This is a genomic window from Bacteroides muris (ex Afrizal et al. 2022) (assembly GCF_004793475.1).
Classification (GTDB): Bacteria; Bacteroidota; Bacteroidia; order Bacteroidales; family Bacteroidaceae; genus Bacteroides; species Bacteroides muris.
In genome coordinates this window covers 58,696-76,474 of record NZ_SRYZ01000017.1, presented here as the reverse complement: position 1 = coordinate 76,474, position 17,779 = coordinate 58,696, and the positions used below count along the sequence as shown (strand labels likewise).

The following is a 17,779-nucleotide window of genomic DNA, read 5'->3' as shown; positions in this document are numbered from 1 at the left end:
AACTATATTTCAATAATTTCAAAGAACTTTTTCAGATTTTAATGGGACAGTAGTGTTCATTTATGTATCCGGTAATATTCAAATTTTCCTCTGCATTATCGTATGCGTATGTGTATGGGATTCCATTTGTATATTTATTGCTCAATTATAAACTGTTTAATCGGCTTACTAAGATGCAATCGAATCTTATTATATGCACGATTATGCTTGTTTTTTTTAGTTTCCTATATCCGATTATTCATGGAACTGGTGACTTTTCGTATGTAAAAATATCAACTTTTATTTTTCGGAAATTAGTTGTATACATATTTCTTATTTCTCTGCTGGTTAAGAAGTACAAGGAAAGAGCAAATATAGAATGTTTTATGTATTATTACGCATTGACACATGCAATATATGTTATTGGTACATTGCTGCTGGTTTTCATACCAAGTTTGAAAACTTTCTGGTTTAGTGTATTTGAGGAGGTTGTTTCTTCTGAAATGTTATCGGAATCATTTGGATATACATTTAGGATAGGTTGGCAAGGCTTTTCCGGCTATCGCTTAACGTTGCATTGTACATTAAGTTGTATTTTTCTTTTGTATTTGTTTTATGTGGGTAAAAGAAATTTTCAAATAAACAAGAAAATATTGCTTATTTGCTATATACTCTGTTTTTTGGGAAATATGTTTTATGGACGATCGGGACTTGTCTTAACAATAATTACGAGTGCTGTTGCTTCTTTTGTGTGGGGTAAAATGGGTATTGCTAAGTTAGTAAAGTTCTCTTTCTTTGTGTATATATTTATTGTTTGTATATCCTGTTTGCAAGATGTACCTATTTTTTCGGAATGGTATGATTGGATGTCACAACCGATACTTAATTTTTTGACTACGGGTAATTTTGGTAATGCTTCTTTGGAACGGACGCATGAAATGGTATTTATGCCGGAATGGAATACGATTCTTTTTGGGGATGGATATTTTGTTTATGATGGTTCTTATTATAAGAATACAGATTCGGGAATTATAAGGAATATACTGTTTTGGGGAATTGTGGGGTGGATATTGAGTTATGTCACGACGTTATACTCTATTGTAAGTGTAAAGAGAAAGGACAAGTTTTTGTGCTTGCTTATACTCTTTGTATTTGCTGCTTTTGAGTACAAAGGTGATGTGTATTATGAGTTTATAGTTTTATTCTTATCGGCTTCATTCGTAGATTCAATAGTGGGTAGGCTTTACGCGGATAGAAATGCAAATTTGGAAGTGAAATAGTACTTATTGTATTAAATGGGAGGATTTAGATAATGATAAGTGTCGTGATGAGTACTTATAAGGAACCTATAGAGTATATAGAGCAATCAATAAATTCTATTCTTAACCAAACATATCGGGATATTGAATTTGTTATTATCGTAGATAATCCGGATAATGCGGAACATATTGAGTATATTCAGAATAGGATGTCTGGGGATAGCCGTATAAAACTATCTATCAATGAAAAAAACTGTGGTTTAACAGAAAGTCTGAATAGGGCTATTGCTTTGGCTAGGGGAACTTTTATAGCACGTATGGATGCTGATGATATTGCAGAGGTGGATAGATTAGAGTGTCAATTGGCATATCTCATAGAAAACAATCTCGACTTGGTGGGTTGCAATATGAGAGATATGGATGAAAATGGGAACATAATCCAAGGAGCAATAACGCGTTACCCTACATTGGATGGTATCATAAAAAACTATTTGAAAACAAATAGTGCAGTTCCGCATCCTACTTGGTTGGTGAGAAAAAGTGTATATCTAGAGTCTGGTTTTTATTGTGATTTTCCTGCATGTGAAGATTATGAGTTTTTGACAAGGATTGCCATAGATGGCAAAAGACTTGGTAATGTTTGTGCGCCCAAATTGCGATATAGAATAAATAGTGCAGGAATATCATGCAGTAAACGAGTGTCTCAGAAGACAAGCCTTTATTATGTAAGGAAGAATTATCTTCTTCAAAAAAAAAGTAATCTTGTTGATTTTCAGAAATTCTTATTAAGTGAAGAGGGAAAAAGAAAGCAAGAAGGACTTCGGCGATATTATGAGCAGTCAGATAAATTGAAATCTTTCCGTAGAAGCAAGAAGAAATTGGCTTTTATTATATTGGGAGTGTGGACGTTCATTAATTTGAAAGAGGGAAGAACTGTAATCGCAAATTTGTTAAGAGAAAGAATTTTGCAATTGCGAAACAGAAAACACTATTAAATAGAACTTGCATGTTTATAAAATCTCTTTTCGACCGGACAGCTTCGTTCTTCGGTCTGCTTTTTTTATCCCCAATCTTATTGGTTGTAGCCATACTAATCCGTATAAAAATGCCCGATGGTCCGGTGATATTTACCCAGCGCAGGGTGGGACAACATGGACGTTTGTTCACGATGTACAAGTTTCGTTCGATGACGGTGGGGCATGGCGGTTCTTCTGTGTCTGTGGCAGGTGAGAGCCGCATCACGCTGTTGGGAGCAAAACTCCGTAAGTATAAACTGGATGAGTTGCCTGAACTTTGGAATGTATTGGTTGGCGATATGAGTTTTGTGGGTCCTCGTCCTGATGTTCCGGGATATGCAGATAAATTGATGAGCGATGACCGAAGGATGCTTTTGCTGAAGCCCGGAATAACTGGTCCTGCCAGCCTGAAATATCGAAATGAGGAAGAATTGCTGGCTGGACAGGCCGATCCTCAGAAATATAATGATGAGGTACTGTTTCCTGATAAAGTACGGATAAACATTGAATATTTGGATAATTGGTCTTTCTGGTATGATATTAAAATCATTGTTTATACGGTCTTTGGAAAGAATTTATAAAATCCTTTCTTTTCTTTTTATTCCTCATTACGTGAGGAAATCGAATCATTAGAATAATCACATATGTTTATGGATAAAAGAATATATCTTTGCCTTGCCCACATGAGCGGCAAGGAGATGGGTTTCATACAGGAAGCCTTCGATACGAACTGGGTAGTTCCGCTCGGTCCGAATGTGAATGCCTTCGAGCAGGATTTGGAATGCTTCGTTGGGCAGAATAAAAAGGTGGTGGCTTTGAGTGCTGGTACTGCTGCTGTGCATCTGGCCCTGCTTGCTTGTGGAGTGGGGCAGGGTGACGAAGTGATAGTACAGAGTTTCACCTTCTGTGCTTCTTCGCATCCAGTGACCTATCTTGGTGCTACTCCGGTATTCGTAGATTCTGAGGCTGATACTTGGAACATGGACCCGGTTCTTCTGGAGCAGGCTATTAGGGATCGTATCGACAAGACCGGCCGGAAGCCCAAAGCGATTGTTCCGGTAGCTTTGTATGGGATGTCCTACAAGATAGACCAGATTATGGAAGTGGCAGATAAATATGATATTCCGATTATTGAAGATGCTGCTGAAGGTTTTGGAAGCAAATTTGACGGGCAAGTCCTCGGAACCTTTGGTAGATACGGCGTGCTTTCATTCAATGGTAACAAGATGATAACCACCAGTGGTGGTGGCGCTTTGATTTGTGCTGATGAGGAGTCTAAGCGTGAGATTATGTTTTATGCTACCCAAGCCCGTGAATCTTATCCTTATTACCAGCATGAATGTATAGGCTATAATTACAGGATGAGTAATATCTGTGCAGGTATCGGCCGCGGTCAGATGATAGTGGTGGATGAGCACATAGCACACCATAAGTATCTGTGTGGTCTGTATCGTGAGCTGTTGACTGATGTGGAGGGGATTACGCTTCATGAGAATCCTTCTGGACGCTATGACAGTAATTATTGGCTGAATACGGTACTACTTGATGAGGACCTGCATGTGAAGGGTGAGGAAGATGCCTACCGTGAGACTGTAAAAGGTGCTGTGGGTGGTGCTGCAGGTGTTACGCATGAGTCGGTTAGCGCCCATACTTCTTGTGAACCCAATCGTAATGTGGAAGCCATGCGCCTATGGTTGGATAAGGTGGGTATCGAGAGCCGTCCTTTATGGAAACCTATGCATCTTCAACCGGTTTATGCTAATAATCCTGCCTATGTTAATGGTGTTAGTGAAGGCCTATTCAAACGGGGGCTTTGCTTGCCGAGTGGTCCTTATGTGACGGATGAGGATGTGAGATACATAGTAGATGAAATGAAGAAGTGTATATTGTAGAAATATTTTTCTGTTGATTTATAGTACTTTATCACTTTTCTCAGAAAAACTGCTCCCAAGTGCCTTTTTTCTTTGGCTACATAGTTTTTAATCCTCACCTTTGCATCGTTGATCAACGAAACGTGTGAATAGTAAAACGAATTTAAATCTCTAAAGAAAAAAAGTATGAGTGTAATTTTCAGGACGGTGGAGAGACCGTCGGACCCTAGGGTTGAAAACTCTCCCAAGAAGTATTATCCGCAGTTGGTGACATTGGGGCAAAGCGTGGATTTGGCATTTATTGCACAGAAGATGCAGGACCGCTCTTCTCTGTCTATCGGTGACATTAAGAGTACGATGCAGAACTTTGTGGAAAAGCTGAAAGAGCAGTTGCTGGAAGGAAAGACAGTTAATATATCCGGGCTGGGTGTCTTTATACTGGCAGCCAAATCGAAAGGTGAGGAAAAGGCTGATGACGTGACAGCCAAGAGTGTGGAGAGCGTCCGTATCTGTTTTCAGGCGAATAGGGAACTGAAGATATCGAAGTCTGCCACCCGTGCTGGAGAAAAGCTGGATTTGGTGAGCTTGGATGATTATCTCAAAGGGAAGACTTCTACAGATGGTGGCTCCGGTTCGGATGGAGACCAAGGCGAGAATCCACTGGGATAGCGGTAGCTATGAATTATTAATTGGATAATGGATAATCTTTATGAAGAAAACGTGGAATGTGATTTTGAAATTTATTATTGCCGTAGCGAATGCTGTGGCAGGTGTGATTGGCAGACAGACAATGATATTTTAGTCCGATAGGATTTGATAAATAAAAAAATGAGAAGAGCTGCTGGCAGGAAATCTGTCGGCAGCTCTTTTTTAGTAAGCATCCGGAGAGTGTGTGGACCGGACAAACTGCAGAATCAGGTAACTAACCACAGTTGCAACATTATAGGCTCAAAAAAACAATAGCGACTGCAACTATTAGGTTCATAGTGACAGTCGCTATTATTGTATAGAAAGGGGCAACACCTAGTTCTTCGAATGCTTACGTTTATGCGGGGTTAGCTGAATGTTTATGCTTAAAGTGCAGTTCTTGTAAGGAGGTAAATTGTTCTTTTGTCATAATGAAAAAGTATGTTCAGGCACGCCATTTTTTATTCTCCTTTTCGTCCTTAAATAAAACATTTTACTACACTTATCCAGCTTTTTCTGCCTAAAAAGTCTCTTGTATCTAAGTTTTTTATAAATTTGCACCCTTAAAATAGAGAAGATGGCTTTTGACGTACCAAGAAATATGCCAGTTAAGAGTATTTTCAATCGTAAATCGTAAAATTGTCAAATAGTAAATATCAAGATGGGTAAGAAGTTTGCCGAATATTCGAAACTTGACCTTTCCGAAGTGAATGGAAAAGTGTTGAAGAAATGGGACGAAAACCAGGTTTTCGTCAAGAGTATGACAGAACGTGAAGGTTGTCCTTCTTTCGTGTTTTTCGAAGGCCCCCCCTCGGCCAATGGTATGCCGGGCATTCACCACGTAATGGCTCGCTCCATTAAGGACATTTTCTGCCGTTACAAGACGATGAAGGGATTTCAGGTAAAGCGCAAAGCCGGATGGGATACTCACGGACTGCCTGTGGAACTGGGTGTGGAAAAGGCACTCGGTATAACCAAAGAGGATATTGGCAAGACTATTTCCGTGGCAGAATACAATGCTGCCTGCCGCAAGGACGTCATGAAGTTCACCAAAGAGTGGGAAGACCTGACCCACAAGATGGGCTACTGGGTGGACATGAATAACCCCTATATAACTTACGACAACCGCTATATCGAAACCTTGTGGTGGCTGCTGAAACAGCTCTACAAGAAAGGATTGCTTTATAAAGGATATACCATACAGCCGTATTCTCCCGCTGCCGGTACAGGACTCAGTTCGCACGAGCTGAACCAGCCCGGATGCTACCGTGACGTAAAAGATACAACCGTAGTGGGGCAGTTCAAGATAAAGAACCCAAAGCCGGAAATGGCAGAGTGGGGGACTCCTTACTTCCTGGCATGGACTACCACTCCGTGGACATTGCCCAGCAATACCGCGCTCTGTGTAGGGCCTAAGATTGACTATGTGGCCGTGCAGACCTACAACAGCTATAATGGCGAGAAGATAACCGTCGTTCTGGCAAAAGCATTGCTCTATGCGCACTTCAACAAAAAAGCGGAAGGCATTGCATTAGAGGATTATAAGCCGGGAGATAAGCTGGTACCTTTCAAGGTTGTAGGTGAATACAAGGGACCGGACTTGGTAGGCATGGAGTACGAGCAACTAATCCCGTGGGTAAAGCCGATAGACGTAGCCGAAGACGGCAGTTGGACTGCCAGCAACAAAGGTTTCCGTGTAATCGCGGGTGATTATGTGACGACCGAAGACGGTACGGGTATCGTACACATAGCCCCGACCTTTGGTGCGGATGATGCCTTTGTGGCCCGCGCCGCAGGCATACCTTCCCTATTCATGATAAACAAGAAGGGTGAGACCCGTCCGATGGTGGATCTCACCGGTAAATTCTATCTGATGGATGAATTGGATGAGGATTTCGTAGAGGCATGTATCAACGTAGACTTGTATAAGGAGTATCAGGGCAAGTGGGTGAAGAATGCATACGACCCTCAATTCACCGTAGACGGTAAGTATAATGAGCAGGCTGCACAAGCTGCCGAATCATTGGATGTTGAGCTCTGCATGATGATGAAAGCTGCCCGTCAGGCATTTAAGATAGAAAAGCACGTACACAACTATCCGCACTGCTGGCGTACGGACAAACCCGTATTGTACTATCCGCTGGATAGCTGGTTCATCCGTAGCACCGCCTGTAAGGAACGTATGATGGAGTTGAACAAGACCATTAACTGGAAGCCGGAAAGCACCGGTACAGGACGTTTCGGCAAGTGGCTGGAAAACCTGAATGACTGGAACCTCAGCCGTTCACGCTATTGGGGTACTCCACTGCCCATCTGGCGTACAGAGGACAATAGCGAGGAAAAGTGTATCGAGTCTGTAGAAGAGCTCTACAACGAAATAGAGAAATCTGTGGCTGCCGGCCTGATGCAGTCTAACCCTTACAAGGAGAAGGGCTTCCAGCCGGGCATATATACCGAAGAGAATTACGACAAGATAGACTTGCACCGTCCTTACGTGGACGATGTCATCCTTGTCTCTAAAGACGGCAAGCCGATGAAGCGCGAAACGGACCTGATTGACGTATGGTTTGATTCCGGTGCCATGCCTTATGCACAGATACATTATCCATTTGAAAATAAGGAATTGCTGGACAGCCATCAGGTATATCCAGCCGATTTCATAGCCGAAGGAGTGGACCAGACACGCGGCTGGTTCTTCACGTTGCACGCCATTGCCACGATGGTGTTCGACAGCATCTCCTATAAGGCCGTCATCTCCAACGGCCTGGTGCTCGACAAGAACGGCAACAAGATGTCCAAGCGTCTGGGCAATGCCGTAGACCCCTTCTCGACCATCGAGAAATATGGTTCTGACCCGTTGCGCTGGTACATGATTACCAACTCTTCTCCGTGGGACAACCTGAAGTTCGACGTAGATGGAGTGGAAGAGGTACGCCGCAAGTTCTTCGGAACGCTATACAACACTTACTCATTCTTTGCCCTCTACGCCAATGTGGACGAATTTGAATACAAGGAAGCCGATGTACCCATGACGGAACGTTCCGAAATAGACCGATGGATTCTCTCCGTACTGAATACGCTGGTAAAGAACGTAGATGCCTGCTACAATGAATACGAGCCCACGAAGGCAGGACGTCTGATTTCCGAATTCGTGAACGACAACCTTTCCAACTGGTACGTTCGTTTGAACCGCAAACGCTTCTGGGGTGGCGGCATGACGCAGGACAAGCTTTCCGCATTCCAGACGCTTTATACTTGTCTGGAAACCGTAGCCAAACTGATGGCGCCTATCGCCCCGTTTTATGCTGATATGCTGTATACAGATTTAGTTACTGCTACCGGACGTGACAATGTTGTTTCGGTACACCTTGCCAAGTTTCCCGAATATAAAGAGGAAATGATAGACAAGGGATTGGAAGCTCGTATGCGAATGGCACAAGACATCACTTCTATGGTATTGGCACTGCGCCGCAAGGTGAACATCAAAGTCCGCCAACCGCTTCAGTGCATCATGATACCGGTAGTGGATGAGGAACAGCGTGCACATATCGAGGCAGTGAAAGCGCTTGTCATGAACGAGGTGAACGTGAAAGAAATCAAGTTTGTGGACGGTGCTGCCGGCGTGCTGGTAAAGAAAGTAAAATGTGACTTCAAGAAGCTGGGACCGAAATTCGGTAAGCAGATGAAAGCCGTGGCTGCTGCTGTGGCAGAAATGTCCCAGAATGCCATTGCCGAGTTGGAGAAGAACGGCTCTTATACATTTAATTTGGATGGTGCAGAAGCTGTGATTGAAACGGCAGATGTGGAAGTCTTCAGTGAGGATATTCCAGGATGGCTGGTTGCCAACGAGGGCAGACTGACCGTAGCTCTGGAAGTTACCGTCACCGAAGAACTGCGCCGTGAGGGTATTGCACGCGAGCTGGTAAACCGCATTCAGAATATCCGTAAGTCGAGCGGTTTTGAGATAACAGATAAAATAAAGATTACATTATCAAAAAATCCTCAAACAGATGATGCGGTAAATGAATATAATAACTATATTCGCAACCAAGTTTTAGGAACTTCACTGATACTGGCAAACAACGTAGAAAATGGTACGGAACTGAACTTCGACGATTTCTCGTTGTACGTGAGTGTAGTGAAAGAATAATTAAATACTAACCTGATTAATACGTAAAAGTTATGATAGAAAAGACAAGATACTCGGATGCTGAATTGGAAGAATTCCGCGCTATCATTATGGAAAAATTAGAGTTGGCACAACGTGACTATGATTTGTTGAAAGCCAGCCTGACAGGTGCAGATGGTAACAATACCGATGATACATCTCCTACATACAAAGTGCTGGAAGAAGGAGCAAGCACTTTGTCCAAGGAAGAAACCACACGTCTGGCTCAACGCCAGTTGAAGTTCATCCAAGGATTGCAGGCGGCTTTGGTGCGCATTGAGAACAAAACATATGGCATTTGTCGCGAAACTGGCAAGCTGATACCGGCAGAGCGTCTTCGTGCAGTGCCCCATGCCACTTTGAGCATCGAAGCTAAAAACAACGGCAAGAAATAAAAATGGATAAATTCTTTACGAAAGGCCGGATAGCCTGCCTTGTCATATTTTCGGTATTGGTTATAGACCAGATTATCAAGATTTGGATAAAGACCCACATGTACTGGCATGAGAGTATCCGGGTCACAGATTGGTTCTATATATACTTTACCGAGAATAGTGGTATGGCTTTCGGGATGGAAATATTTGCCAAACTATTCCTGACCTTATTTCGCATTGCTGCGGTCACAGTCATTGGCTGGTTTCTGCACAAGTTCGTGAAGCAAGGTATGAAGACCGGATTTATCATCTGTATGTCTTTAGTCTTGGCGGGAGCCTTGGGAAACATTGTCGACAGTGTGTTCTATGGTGTGTTGTTCAATGAAAGCACCCATTCGCAGATAGCCTCCTTCATGCCTGAAGGAGGGGGGTATGCCTCATGGTTCCATGGTAAGGTAGTGGATATGTTCTATTTTCCCATCATTGACACAAACTGGCCTATGTGGATGCCGTTTGTTGGTGGAGAACATTTCATTTTCTTCAGCCCGATATTCAATTTTGCGGATGCAGCAATCAGTTGCGGTACCATTGCTTTATTGTTGTTCTACAGCAAGGACTTCAATGATGCCTATCATGCTACCATAAAGAAATCATGAAAAGAATAAATCGAGTTCAATGGTGTAGCGTAGTCCTTCTGGCATTCAGTCTGACGGCTTGTAAGGTGAAAAGGCCTGAGACCGTTTTTCCGGATGCCAAGATGGAAAACGTGCTTTATGATTATCACATAGCCAAAGCTATGGGTGAAGAAGTGCCGTATAATGAAAGTTATAAGCGGGTGCTCTACATTGAATCGGTTTTTAAGAAATATGGTATCACTCAGGCTGATTTTGACTCTTCCATGGTCTGGTTTTCCCGTAATCCAGAAGTACTTACCAAAATTTATGAGAAAGTGAATGTACGGTTGAAAGCCGAAAGAGACGGTATCAACCACTTGATTGCCCTGCGTGACAACAAGCCGAAAGAATCACTTCCGGGAGACAGTATCGACGTGTGGATATGGCAGCATATCTATCAGTTGACGGGTATGCCCATGGACAACAAAATAACGTTTACGTTGCCTTCAGACACCAATTTCCACGACCGTGACACGTTGCGCTGGAGCGTACGCTTCCGTTTCCACAACGGTGCACCGGACAGCATACATGCTCCGTTGATGGCAATGCAGATTCTTTACGAAAAGAATGACAGTGTCATCAGTACCATTAGGAAAGTACAGAACACAGGGATTGAAACGCTCACCTTATTTGCCGATACCTTAGGAGAAATCAAGGAGATACGCGGATTCATTTACTATCCGCAGCAGGAGGCTCCACAACCTTTGTTGGCAGACCGTATCTCACTGATGCGCTATCACGCTACGGACAGCTTGGCGATTGCCCCCAATGACAGCCTTCATCAAGCGATAGACTCCCTTCGCAAAAACAGTATCGAAGAACCTGAGAAGTTGAAACCTCTGGAAATTCAGGAGCAGAGAAATGCCACGACTCCCAGAGCCATACGCCCCCGTCCGCAAGCATGAAACGCTACGCTTCTCATTTTCTATTTCTTCCTGGGCATGGTTGTCTGAAACAATATGTGGTGGAGATGGATGAAGGACAGGGTGCATCGCGTGTCTTCCCATTGACAGAAGAGGTGGAGAATACGGAATGGCTACCGGGAGTTATAGTCTTGCTTCCTTTTGAAGAAGCTCATTTGGGGCAGGAAACCGTTGGTCTGTCTTTCGACAAGTGTCACAATATATTGACGGCAGTTCCTCCGGGTATCGAGGAGGAACTGCCTTATTTGGTTCCTTGGTTATTTTCCCCTTTCGATTTTACTACAATGCAGCCTGGCGCCGGAACTCAGCGCAAACTACTGCAGTAGCAATAGCTACGTTCAACGACTCCGCCGACTCACGGCTGGCGGGATAATTCGGAATATATAATTTGCGGTTAATGAGTGATTTAACTTCTTTTCCTATGCCATTTCCCTCGTTGCCCATCACAATTAATCCGTTTTTTGAAAGAGATTGTCCATACATGTTTTCCCCGTCCAGAAAAGTACCATAAACGGGAATGTCCTTCAATGAACGAATCAACTCGGGCAGGGGAGTGTAGTGCAGCCTGACACGTGCGATGCCTCCCATTGTGGCCTGCACAGTTTTGGGATTATAAATATCCACTGTGTTGGGTGAACAGAATATATGCTCTATCCCAAACCAATCGGCAAGGCGGATAATCGTTCCCAGATTGCCGGGATCTTGCACATCATCCAGAGCTAGACAAAGGGAGCGGCTGATGACAGAAACATCCGTCTCTTCATCCGGCTGTCGAAACACAGCCAGCACTTGTTGGGGCGTTTTCAGTAGGCTGGCACGCGAAAGTTCCTCTTCAGACACTTCCGTGACATCCGTTACAGAAAGAGGTTGGTTCCGGGAAAGCCATTCCGAGGTTGCCAGCAGGAACTGGCAAGAGAAATGTCCCAACAAATCCCCTACGAGTTTAGGTCCTTCTGCCAGAAATACCTTGTCTGCTTTCCGGTTCTTTTTTTGCTCCAACGAACGGATATATTTGATGCGGTTTTTACTTAATGTCATAGGATACACATGTTATCATTTGACAAAAATACGTGATTATTTCAATATAATCAAAAACTCTGCACTCTTCCGGTGTTTTTTATTTCGAGAACAAAAAAATACAAGTATATTTGTAGTTGTTTATGCGCAATTAATGACTCGGTATGGATAAAAGTTTCCGCTACGCGATACTTGCTACTATTGCACTTTTGTTGGCTTCCTGTTCTTCTACCAAATATGTGCCGGACGGCTCGTATTTGCTGGATGAAGTGCGCATACATACCGACAATAAGGAAGTAAAACCATCCAATCTCTCCATGTACATCCGGCAGAATCCCAATGCGAAGTGGTTCAGTCTGATAAAGACTCAGTTGTATGTTTACAACTGGTCCGGGCAGGACTCTACACGCTGGATAAACCGTATATTGAGGAAATTAGGAGATGCTCCGGTCATATACAGTGAGGAGGAAACCAACCGGACTAGGGAAGAAATCACTAAGGCTGTGCAGAATATGGGCTATATGGGCGCTCTGGTGGAACCGGTACGCCAAGTCCAGAAGAAAAAGATGAAGTTGGTCTATAAGGTGACAACCAGTAAACCCTATAAAGTACGTACCTTGAGATATGATATCCGAGACAGTAAAATAAAGGAATACATACAGCAGGATTCCGCAGTGACCCTATTATCCGAAGGCATGTATTTTGATGTCAATGTACTGGATGCAGAACGCCAGCGCATCACGAACAAACTGCTTCAGAATGGATATTACAAGTTCAACAAGGAGTATATATCCTATACCGCGGATACCGTCCGTAATTCTTATCTGGTAGATTTGACGCTGCACTTGGCTCCATATAGGCAGCACAACGAGGACACACCGCAGAATCATCAGCAATATACTATCAATAAAGTGAGTTTTATTACCGACTATAATGTGTTGCAGGCATCCCCCTGGAACAGCATCGAGGTGAATGATTCGTTGCATTACAAAGGCTTCCCTATCTACTACAAAGACAAACTTTATCTGCGTCCCAAAGTGCTGATTAACAACCTGCACATCACTCCGGGAACTCTCTACAACGAGCAGAACGTACAGCGTACCTACTCCAACTACGGACGCCTGCAAGCACTGAAATATACCAATATCCGTTTTTTCGAAGCGCAGCAGAGTGACAGTGCAAAACTCAACGCCTATGTGATGCTGACCAGAGGCAAACATCAGTCCGTATCCTTTGAAGTGGAAGGCACAAACTCTGCCGGCGACTTGGGAGCTGCCGCTTCGGTGGCTTTTCAGCACCGCAATATGTTCAAAGGTTCCGAAACACTCATGTTCAAGCTACGTGGGGCATACGAGGCTGTGTCCGGTTTGCAGAGTTCCTTGAATCAAGACTATATAGAATTAGGTGCGGAAGCAACCATCAACTTCCCACGGTTCATGTTTCCCTTTGTATCCAGCGATTTCAAGCGGAGAATAAGGGCTACTACAGAATTCGGATTGCAATATAACTACCAGATGAGACCGGAATTCACGCGCATTGTAGCATCTGCCGGATGGAGCTACAAATGGGGAGTACAACAACAACGTTCGCAGCACCGCATTGATTTGTTGGACATCAATTATCTGTATATGCCCAGCATAGATCAGACATTTAAAGAGGATTATTTGGAGAAAGACGAGAACTACATCCTCAAATATAATTATGAAGACCGTTTTATTGTCCGCACTGGTTATAGCTATATCTACAACAGTGCCGGAAGGGCATTTATGAATAATTCCAGTATCGGTAATTCCTATACCATCCGTCTCAATTTTGAATCGGCGGGTAGCTTGTTGTATGCTGTGGCAAAGCTCGGAGGAATGAAAAAGAATGCATCGGGAGAATACACCTTGTTGAACATTCCTTTTGCCCAATACCTGAAAGGCGATTTTGACTTTGCCAAGAATCTGGTCATTGACAACCGCAATTCATTGGCATTTCATTTTGGTGCCGGTATTGCCATTCCATACGGCAATGCAACAATGCTTCCATTTGAGAAGCGCTACTTCTCCGGCGGCGCCAACAGTGTGCGCGGATGGTCTGTACGTGATTTGGGGCCCGGTTCTTTCCCCGGCGATAATAACTTCATGAACCAGTCGGGAGATATCAAGCTGGATGCCAGCATTGAATACCGCACACGGTTGTTCTGGAAATTCAGAGGAGCCCTCTTTGTAGATGCCGGAAATATTTGGACAATAAGGGACTATAAAGACCAGCCGGGAGGTCAATTTAAATTTGGCAAGTTCTATAAGCAGATTGCTGTGGCATATGGTTTAGGATTGCGTCTTGACTTGGATTTCTTTGTATTGCGTTTCGACGGAGGTATGAAGGCCATCAATCCGACCTATGAGAAGAAAAAAGACCGTTATCCCATTATTCATCCTAAATTCAGCCGTGATTTTGCTTTCCACTTTGCTGTGGGATATCCATTCTAAATATAAATGACAATGGATAATTAGGGACATTCAGTAAATAGTATAAAATTAGCCAACTAATTCATACACAAAATGTTGCGAATTAGTTGGCTTTTTTGTATCTTTAGGTATTCCCCCGAAAATAAGGTTTGACAGCCAAAACGGGGGAAATCCCCCAATAAAGATATGGCTAAGATAGAAAAAATTTCAGAAATTCACCCTACTTTGGGTTTTACAGAATTTGATATTCTGGAAAAATATCGCAAGAGTTTTAATGAGAGTGAGCTTGGCAGACTTCATTCAGTGTTTCCTTTTGAAGTTATGGCAAAAGCCATGGGGCTGTCGGAAAATCGTCTTGGACGCAGGAACATATTCAGTCCTTCGGCAAAGATTGCCATTATGGTCCTGAAAGCCTATACCGGATTCTCTGACAGACATCTGGTGGAACATCTTAACGGCAACCTACATTACCAGATGTTCTGCGGAATCATGACAGATCCGTCTTTTCCCATAACCAACTACAAGATAGTCAGCGCCGTCCGTAATGAGATGGCATCCCGTCTTGACATTGAATCCCTCCAGGAGATACTGGCCACACACTGGAAACCTTATCTTGAGAACCTTCACGTGTGCATGACAGATGCCACCTGCTATGAGAGCCATATGCGTTTTCCTACAGACATGAAGCTTCTTTGGGAAAGCCTCGAATGGCTCTACAGACATATATGCCTGCACTGCAGGGCTCTGGGCATAAGACGTCCTCGCAACAAATATGATGATGTTGCCAAGGCTTATCTGTCCTACTGTAAGAAAAGAAAGAGAAAGGCGTCAAGGACAAGGATGCTCAAGCGTCGTATGATCAGGCTTCTTGAAAAACTTCTCATACAGATGGATGAAATTCATAGAGATTACGGAGCTGCACTACGATATACACAGGATTACCGGAAGCGTCTTTCCATCATCAGAAAAGTTCTTGTACAGGAAAAGGAAATATTTGAAGGCCGTAAGGTCAGTGACCGTATTGTCAGCATTGACCGTCATTATGTACGTCCCATCGTAAGAGGTAAGGAAACGAAATCCGTCGAATTCGGTGCGAAGGTCAATAATATGCAGACAGACGGCATATCGTTCATCGAACACATCTCGTTCAAGGCCTTCAATGAGGGTATACGCCTGAAGAACTGTATCCGTATGCAGCAGAAGCTCATGAAAGTGAGGGTAACATGTGCGGCAGGCGACTCCATATATGCCAATAATGCCAACAGAAAGTTCTGTACGAAATATGGGATATCCACTTCCTTCGTGCGCAAGGGAAGGGCGGCAAAGGATGAGCCCTTGAGAAAGGTACTCAGAAGTGAACTCTCAAAAGAAAGGGCCACCCGGCTTGAAGGAAGCTTCGGAACTCAAAAGCAACATTACTCACTATCAAGGATAAAGGCACGGAACAGGAAGACGGAAATCCTGTGGATTTTCTTCGGAATACATACGGCAAATGCAGTACTGATGATAGAAAAAATCAGGAACAAAACGGCTAAAGCAGCATGACATGATTTTATTCACAAGGGGCAGAAGAGGGCATCGGACTTCTTCCGGAGCGTCATGTCCTGCCCGATAAAATTATGTGAGAAAGCACGAAAAAATGACAATAATAATGGCATATGAAGAGGATAGACCATAATCACTTCATATGCCATCTTATTTTTTAGAGACATTTACTGAATATCCCTAATTAATAATGGGTATAAATATACGCAGTTAACTACCCATTATTATTCATCCATCGTCATTTATCCATTACTTAAAGGCGTAATAGTTGTCAATCATTGTAGCCTGACGTGCTGCTGCTACACCTTGAGCATCCAGCGTCACAGTCATTTCCTCACCGTTCGGAAGGGTCATTTGTGCAGTGCCGTCATTGTTCATCTGCAGCAACTCTGTGCTGACACCATCGGCAACAACATTCCAAGTATTCAACTCTTTGTTGTAAATGAGTTCCATAGAAGCTGTTTCACCTTCCTTGGTGATAGAATAGCCGTTTTCAAGTGTTTCTACCAGATAGTCACCGTTTTCGCCTTTCACTTTCTTTACATCACCAATGCTGGCCATAGGATTTGAACCACTCCAGAATTCGATGGAGTTGATGACCAATGCATCAGCCAGATAGCAAACGCCATATACCGGAATAATATTGAATGCCAGATAAACCAGTTCGTTTACAAACTTGGTACCAATACCTTGATTCCAGCTGACCAGTTTACTGTGCAGTCCAAAAGAACCGATACAAGAACTGAAAAGAAACGAGCCGCAAATCATTACGGTCGCAACCATCTTTAAATTGAACTTTTTCATAATCACTCTTTTTATTTTACTGTGTTTAATTAGCTTTATAGCTCATCGAGTTATTTTAAGCATCCGCAAATATAGGATTTTTTATGAAAATACATACTATTTGAGCTTAAAATCTGTTTTCAGTAAGACGGAAGTGTCTATTTATGAGCCTTTTGGAAAGAGCTTTTCCTATTCAGCGGTCAAAGGCAAACTTGCCCGGACCTATGATATACATCACACGGCACACTACCAGATACATGAAAGCCAACTCTTTCGTGGCAAACGGGTCATTGCCATGGATTACTAAAAAGTCAATAGCCATTGTAAACACTAAACCGGATTTAGATTTAATATCAATGAAGTTTTTTGGAGATATAAAGAAATGGTTTGACAATCAGGAACTTTTGTTCTATCTGATAGATATGTTTCAAGAACAACATGTCACTTCAGCTCTGACATACACTTCAGGTCATGAAAAAAATATTTTGATGACAACCGGCATCTCTTCCCGAACGGCCACAATGAAAACCGCACACTGGACGGTATCGGTATGCGCAAGGATGACTTCAAGATGCCGAAGGAGAAAGGTCAGGGAAAAAGAGCAAGCTGTTACTATTTTGCCCTGATTCTTGACATAAAATTCTGAATCACCGGATACATTTCCTCTATCGTACTCAGCTCCATGCAAGCCGCTTCCAACGGGCACCAGCCAGTCTTGTCACGGTTAATGATATGAGGAACCTCTTGGGCAAAACTCGTTTCAATTCCTGCCTCACACAGCAATGCCAGCGCAGGAGTACTAATTATATCCGCATAGACCGTTTTAACCCCTCCCAATACCATCAAAGCTGCGGCACCTTTTCCTATAACTTTATCGGCAATGGCAGCCCCCTTCATAAATGCAGAATCTGCCTGATACAAATCATACAAATCTGCCACTCCACGTTGGGTGCAAGTACGAATTTCCTCTCGGTTTTTCATAACACAAGAGTATCCGCCCTTGTGCAGTATGTCAATGATGCTCTCCATT

Annotated in this window: 16 protein-coding genes and 1 pseudogene; 13 read left to right on the top strand and 4 right to left on the bottom strand. The window is 43.2% G+C overall.

Annotated features, from left to right (window positions below; translation table 11 throughout):
- The first annotated feature begins 365 nt into the window (after positions 1–365).
- The 11 genes from E5355_RS09415 to E5355_RS09370 all read left to right on the top strand — a co-directional run bounded on the left by E5355_RS09415 (position 366) and on the right by E5355_RS09370 (position 11,277).
- The gene (locus E5355_RS09415) at positions 366–1,259 is read left to right on the top strand and encodes a hypothetical protein (RefSeq protein WP_136010167.1); all 894 of its coding nucleotides are present in this window, start codon (positions 366–368) and stop codon (positions 1,257–1,259) included.
- A 47-nt stretch (positions 1,260–1,306) separates the two neighbouring features.
- Complete coding sequence (locus E5355_RS09410; protein WP_168354314.1) at positions 1,307–2,233, top strand: glycosyltransferase; 927 nt, start codon at positions 1,307–1,309, stop codon at positions 2,231–2,233.
- Between the two features lie 11 nt (positions 2,234–2,244).
- Complete coding sequence (locus tag E5355_RS09405; protein ID WP_136010165.1) at positions 2,245–2,835, top strand: sugar transferase; 591 nt, start codon at positions 2,245–2,247, stop codon at positions 2,833–2,835.
- Positions 2,836–2,904: 69 nt separating this feature from the next.
- The gene (locus E5355_RS09400; RefSeq protein WP_136010164.1) at positions 2,905–4,146 is read left to right on the top strand and encodes a DegT/DnrJ/EryC1/StrS family aminotransferase; all 1,242 of its coding nucleotides are present in this window, start codon (positions 2,905–2,907) and stop codon (positions 4,144–4,146) included.
- 165 nt (positions 4,147–4,311) lie between these two features.
- Positions 4,312–4,794: an HU family DNA-binding protein gene (locus E5355_RS09395; RefSeq protein WP_136010163.1), complete on the top strand. Its 483-nt coding sequence runs from the start codon at positions 4,312–4,314 to the stop codon at positions 4,792–4,794.
- 40 nt (positions 4,795–4,834) lie between these two features.
- Positions 4,835–4,927 (top strand): smalltalk protein, encoded by a 93-nt coding sequence (locus E5355_RS19425; RefSeq protein ID WP_168354313.1) that lies wholly within the window; start codon positions 4,835–4,837, stop codon positions 4,925–4,927.
- Positions 4,928–5,473: 546 nt separating this feature from the next.
- Complete coding sequence (gene ileS, locus E5355_RS09390; RefSeq protein ID WP_136010162.1) at positions 5,474–8,962, top strand: isoleucine--tRNA ligase; 3,489 nt, start codon at positions 5,474–5,476, stop codon at positions 8,960–8,962.
- A 32-nt stretch (positions 8,963–8,994) separates the two neighbouring features.
- Positions 8,995–9,375: a TraR/DksA family transcriptional regulator gene (locus tag E5355_RS09385; protein WP_136010161.1), complete on the top strand. Its 381-nt coding sequence runs from the start codon at positions 8,995–8,997 to the stop codon at positions 9,373–9,375.
- A 2-nt stretch (positions 9,376–9,377) separates the two neighbouring features.
- Positions 9,378–10,010: a lipoprotein signal peptidase gene (locus E5355_RS09380; RefSeq protein ID WP_136010160.1), complete on the top strand. Its 633-nt coding sequence runs from the start codon at positions 9,378–9,380 to the stop codon at positions 10,008–10,010.
- Positions 10,007–10,933: a DUF4296 domain-containing protein gene (locus E5355_RS09375; RefSeq protein WP_136010159.1), complete on the top strand. Its 927-nt coding sequence runs from the start codon at positions 10,007–10,009 to the stop codon at positions 10,931–10,933. The genes E5355_RS09380 and E5355_RS09375 overlap by 4 nt, the downstream gene beginning before the upstream one ends.
- Complete coding sequence (locus E5355_RS09370) at positions 10,930–11,277, top strand: hypothetical protein (protein WP_136010158.1); 348 nt, start codon at positions 10,930–10,932, stop codon at positions 11,275–11,277. The genes E5355_RS09375 and E5355_RS09370 overlap by 4 nt, the downstream gene beginning before the upstream one ends.
- On the opposite strand, the gene E5355_RS09365 is transcribed toward E5355_RS09370, so the two are convergent.
- Positions 11,231–11,989: an RNA methyltransferase gene (locus tag E5355_RS09365; RefSeq protein ID WP_136010157.1), complete on the bottom strand. Its 759-nt coding sequence runs from the start codon at positions 11,987–11,989 to the stop codon at positions 11,231–11,233. The two genes, E5355_RS09370 and E5355_RS09365, sit on opposite strands and share 47 nt — an antisense overlap.
- Before the next feature lie 143 nt (positions 11,990–12,132).
- On the opposite strand from E5355_RS09365, the gene E5355_RS09360 reads away from it, so the two are divergent.
- Complete coding sequence (locus tag E5355_RS09360) at positions 12,133–14,442, top strand: BamA/TamA family outer membrane protein (RefSeq protein ID WP_136010156.1); 2,310 nt, start codon at positions 12,133–12,135, stop codon at positions 14,440–14,442.
- A 165-nt stretch (positions 14,443–14,607) separates the two neighbouring features.
- Complete coding sequence (locus E5355_RS09355; RefSeq protein ID WP_136010155.1) at positions 14,608–15,966, top strand: transposase; 1,359 nt, start codon at positions 14,608–14,610, stop codon at positions 15,964–15,966.
- Between the two features lie 249 nt (positions 15,967–16,215).
- Here the strand turns inward: E5355_RS09355 and E5355_RS09350 are convergent, their stop codons facing one another.
- The 3 genes and pseudogenes from E5355_RS09350 to E5355_RS09340 all read right to left on the bottom strand — a co-directional run bounded on the left by E5355_RS09350 (position 16,216) and on the right by E5355_RS09340 (position 17,778).
- On the bottom strand, positions 16,216–16,770 hold the full coding sequence (locus tag E5355_RS09350; protein WP_136010154.1) for a DUF3332 domain-containing protein: 555 nt from the start codon (positions 16,768–16,770) through the stop codon (positions 16,216–16,218).
- A 137-nt stretch (positions 16,771–16,907) separates the two neighbouring features.
- Positions 16,908–17,083: pseudogene (locus E5355_RS09345) on the bottom strand (DoxX family protein); the annotation flags it as partial.
- 278 nt (positions 17,084–17,361) lie between these two features.
- Positions 17,362–17,778 carry a DUF1893 domain-containing protein gene (locus E5355_RS09340; protein ID WP_136010153.1) on the bottom strand — a complete coding sequence of 139 codons (417 nt, stop codon included), beginning with the start codon at positions 17,776–17,778 and terminating at the stop codon, positions 17,362–17,364.
- Position 17,779: the final 1 nt, after the last annotated feature.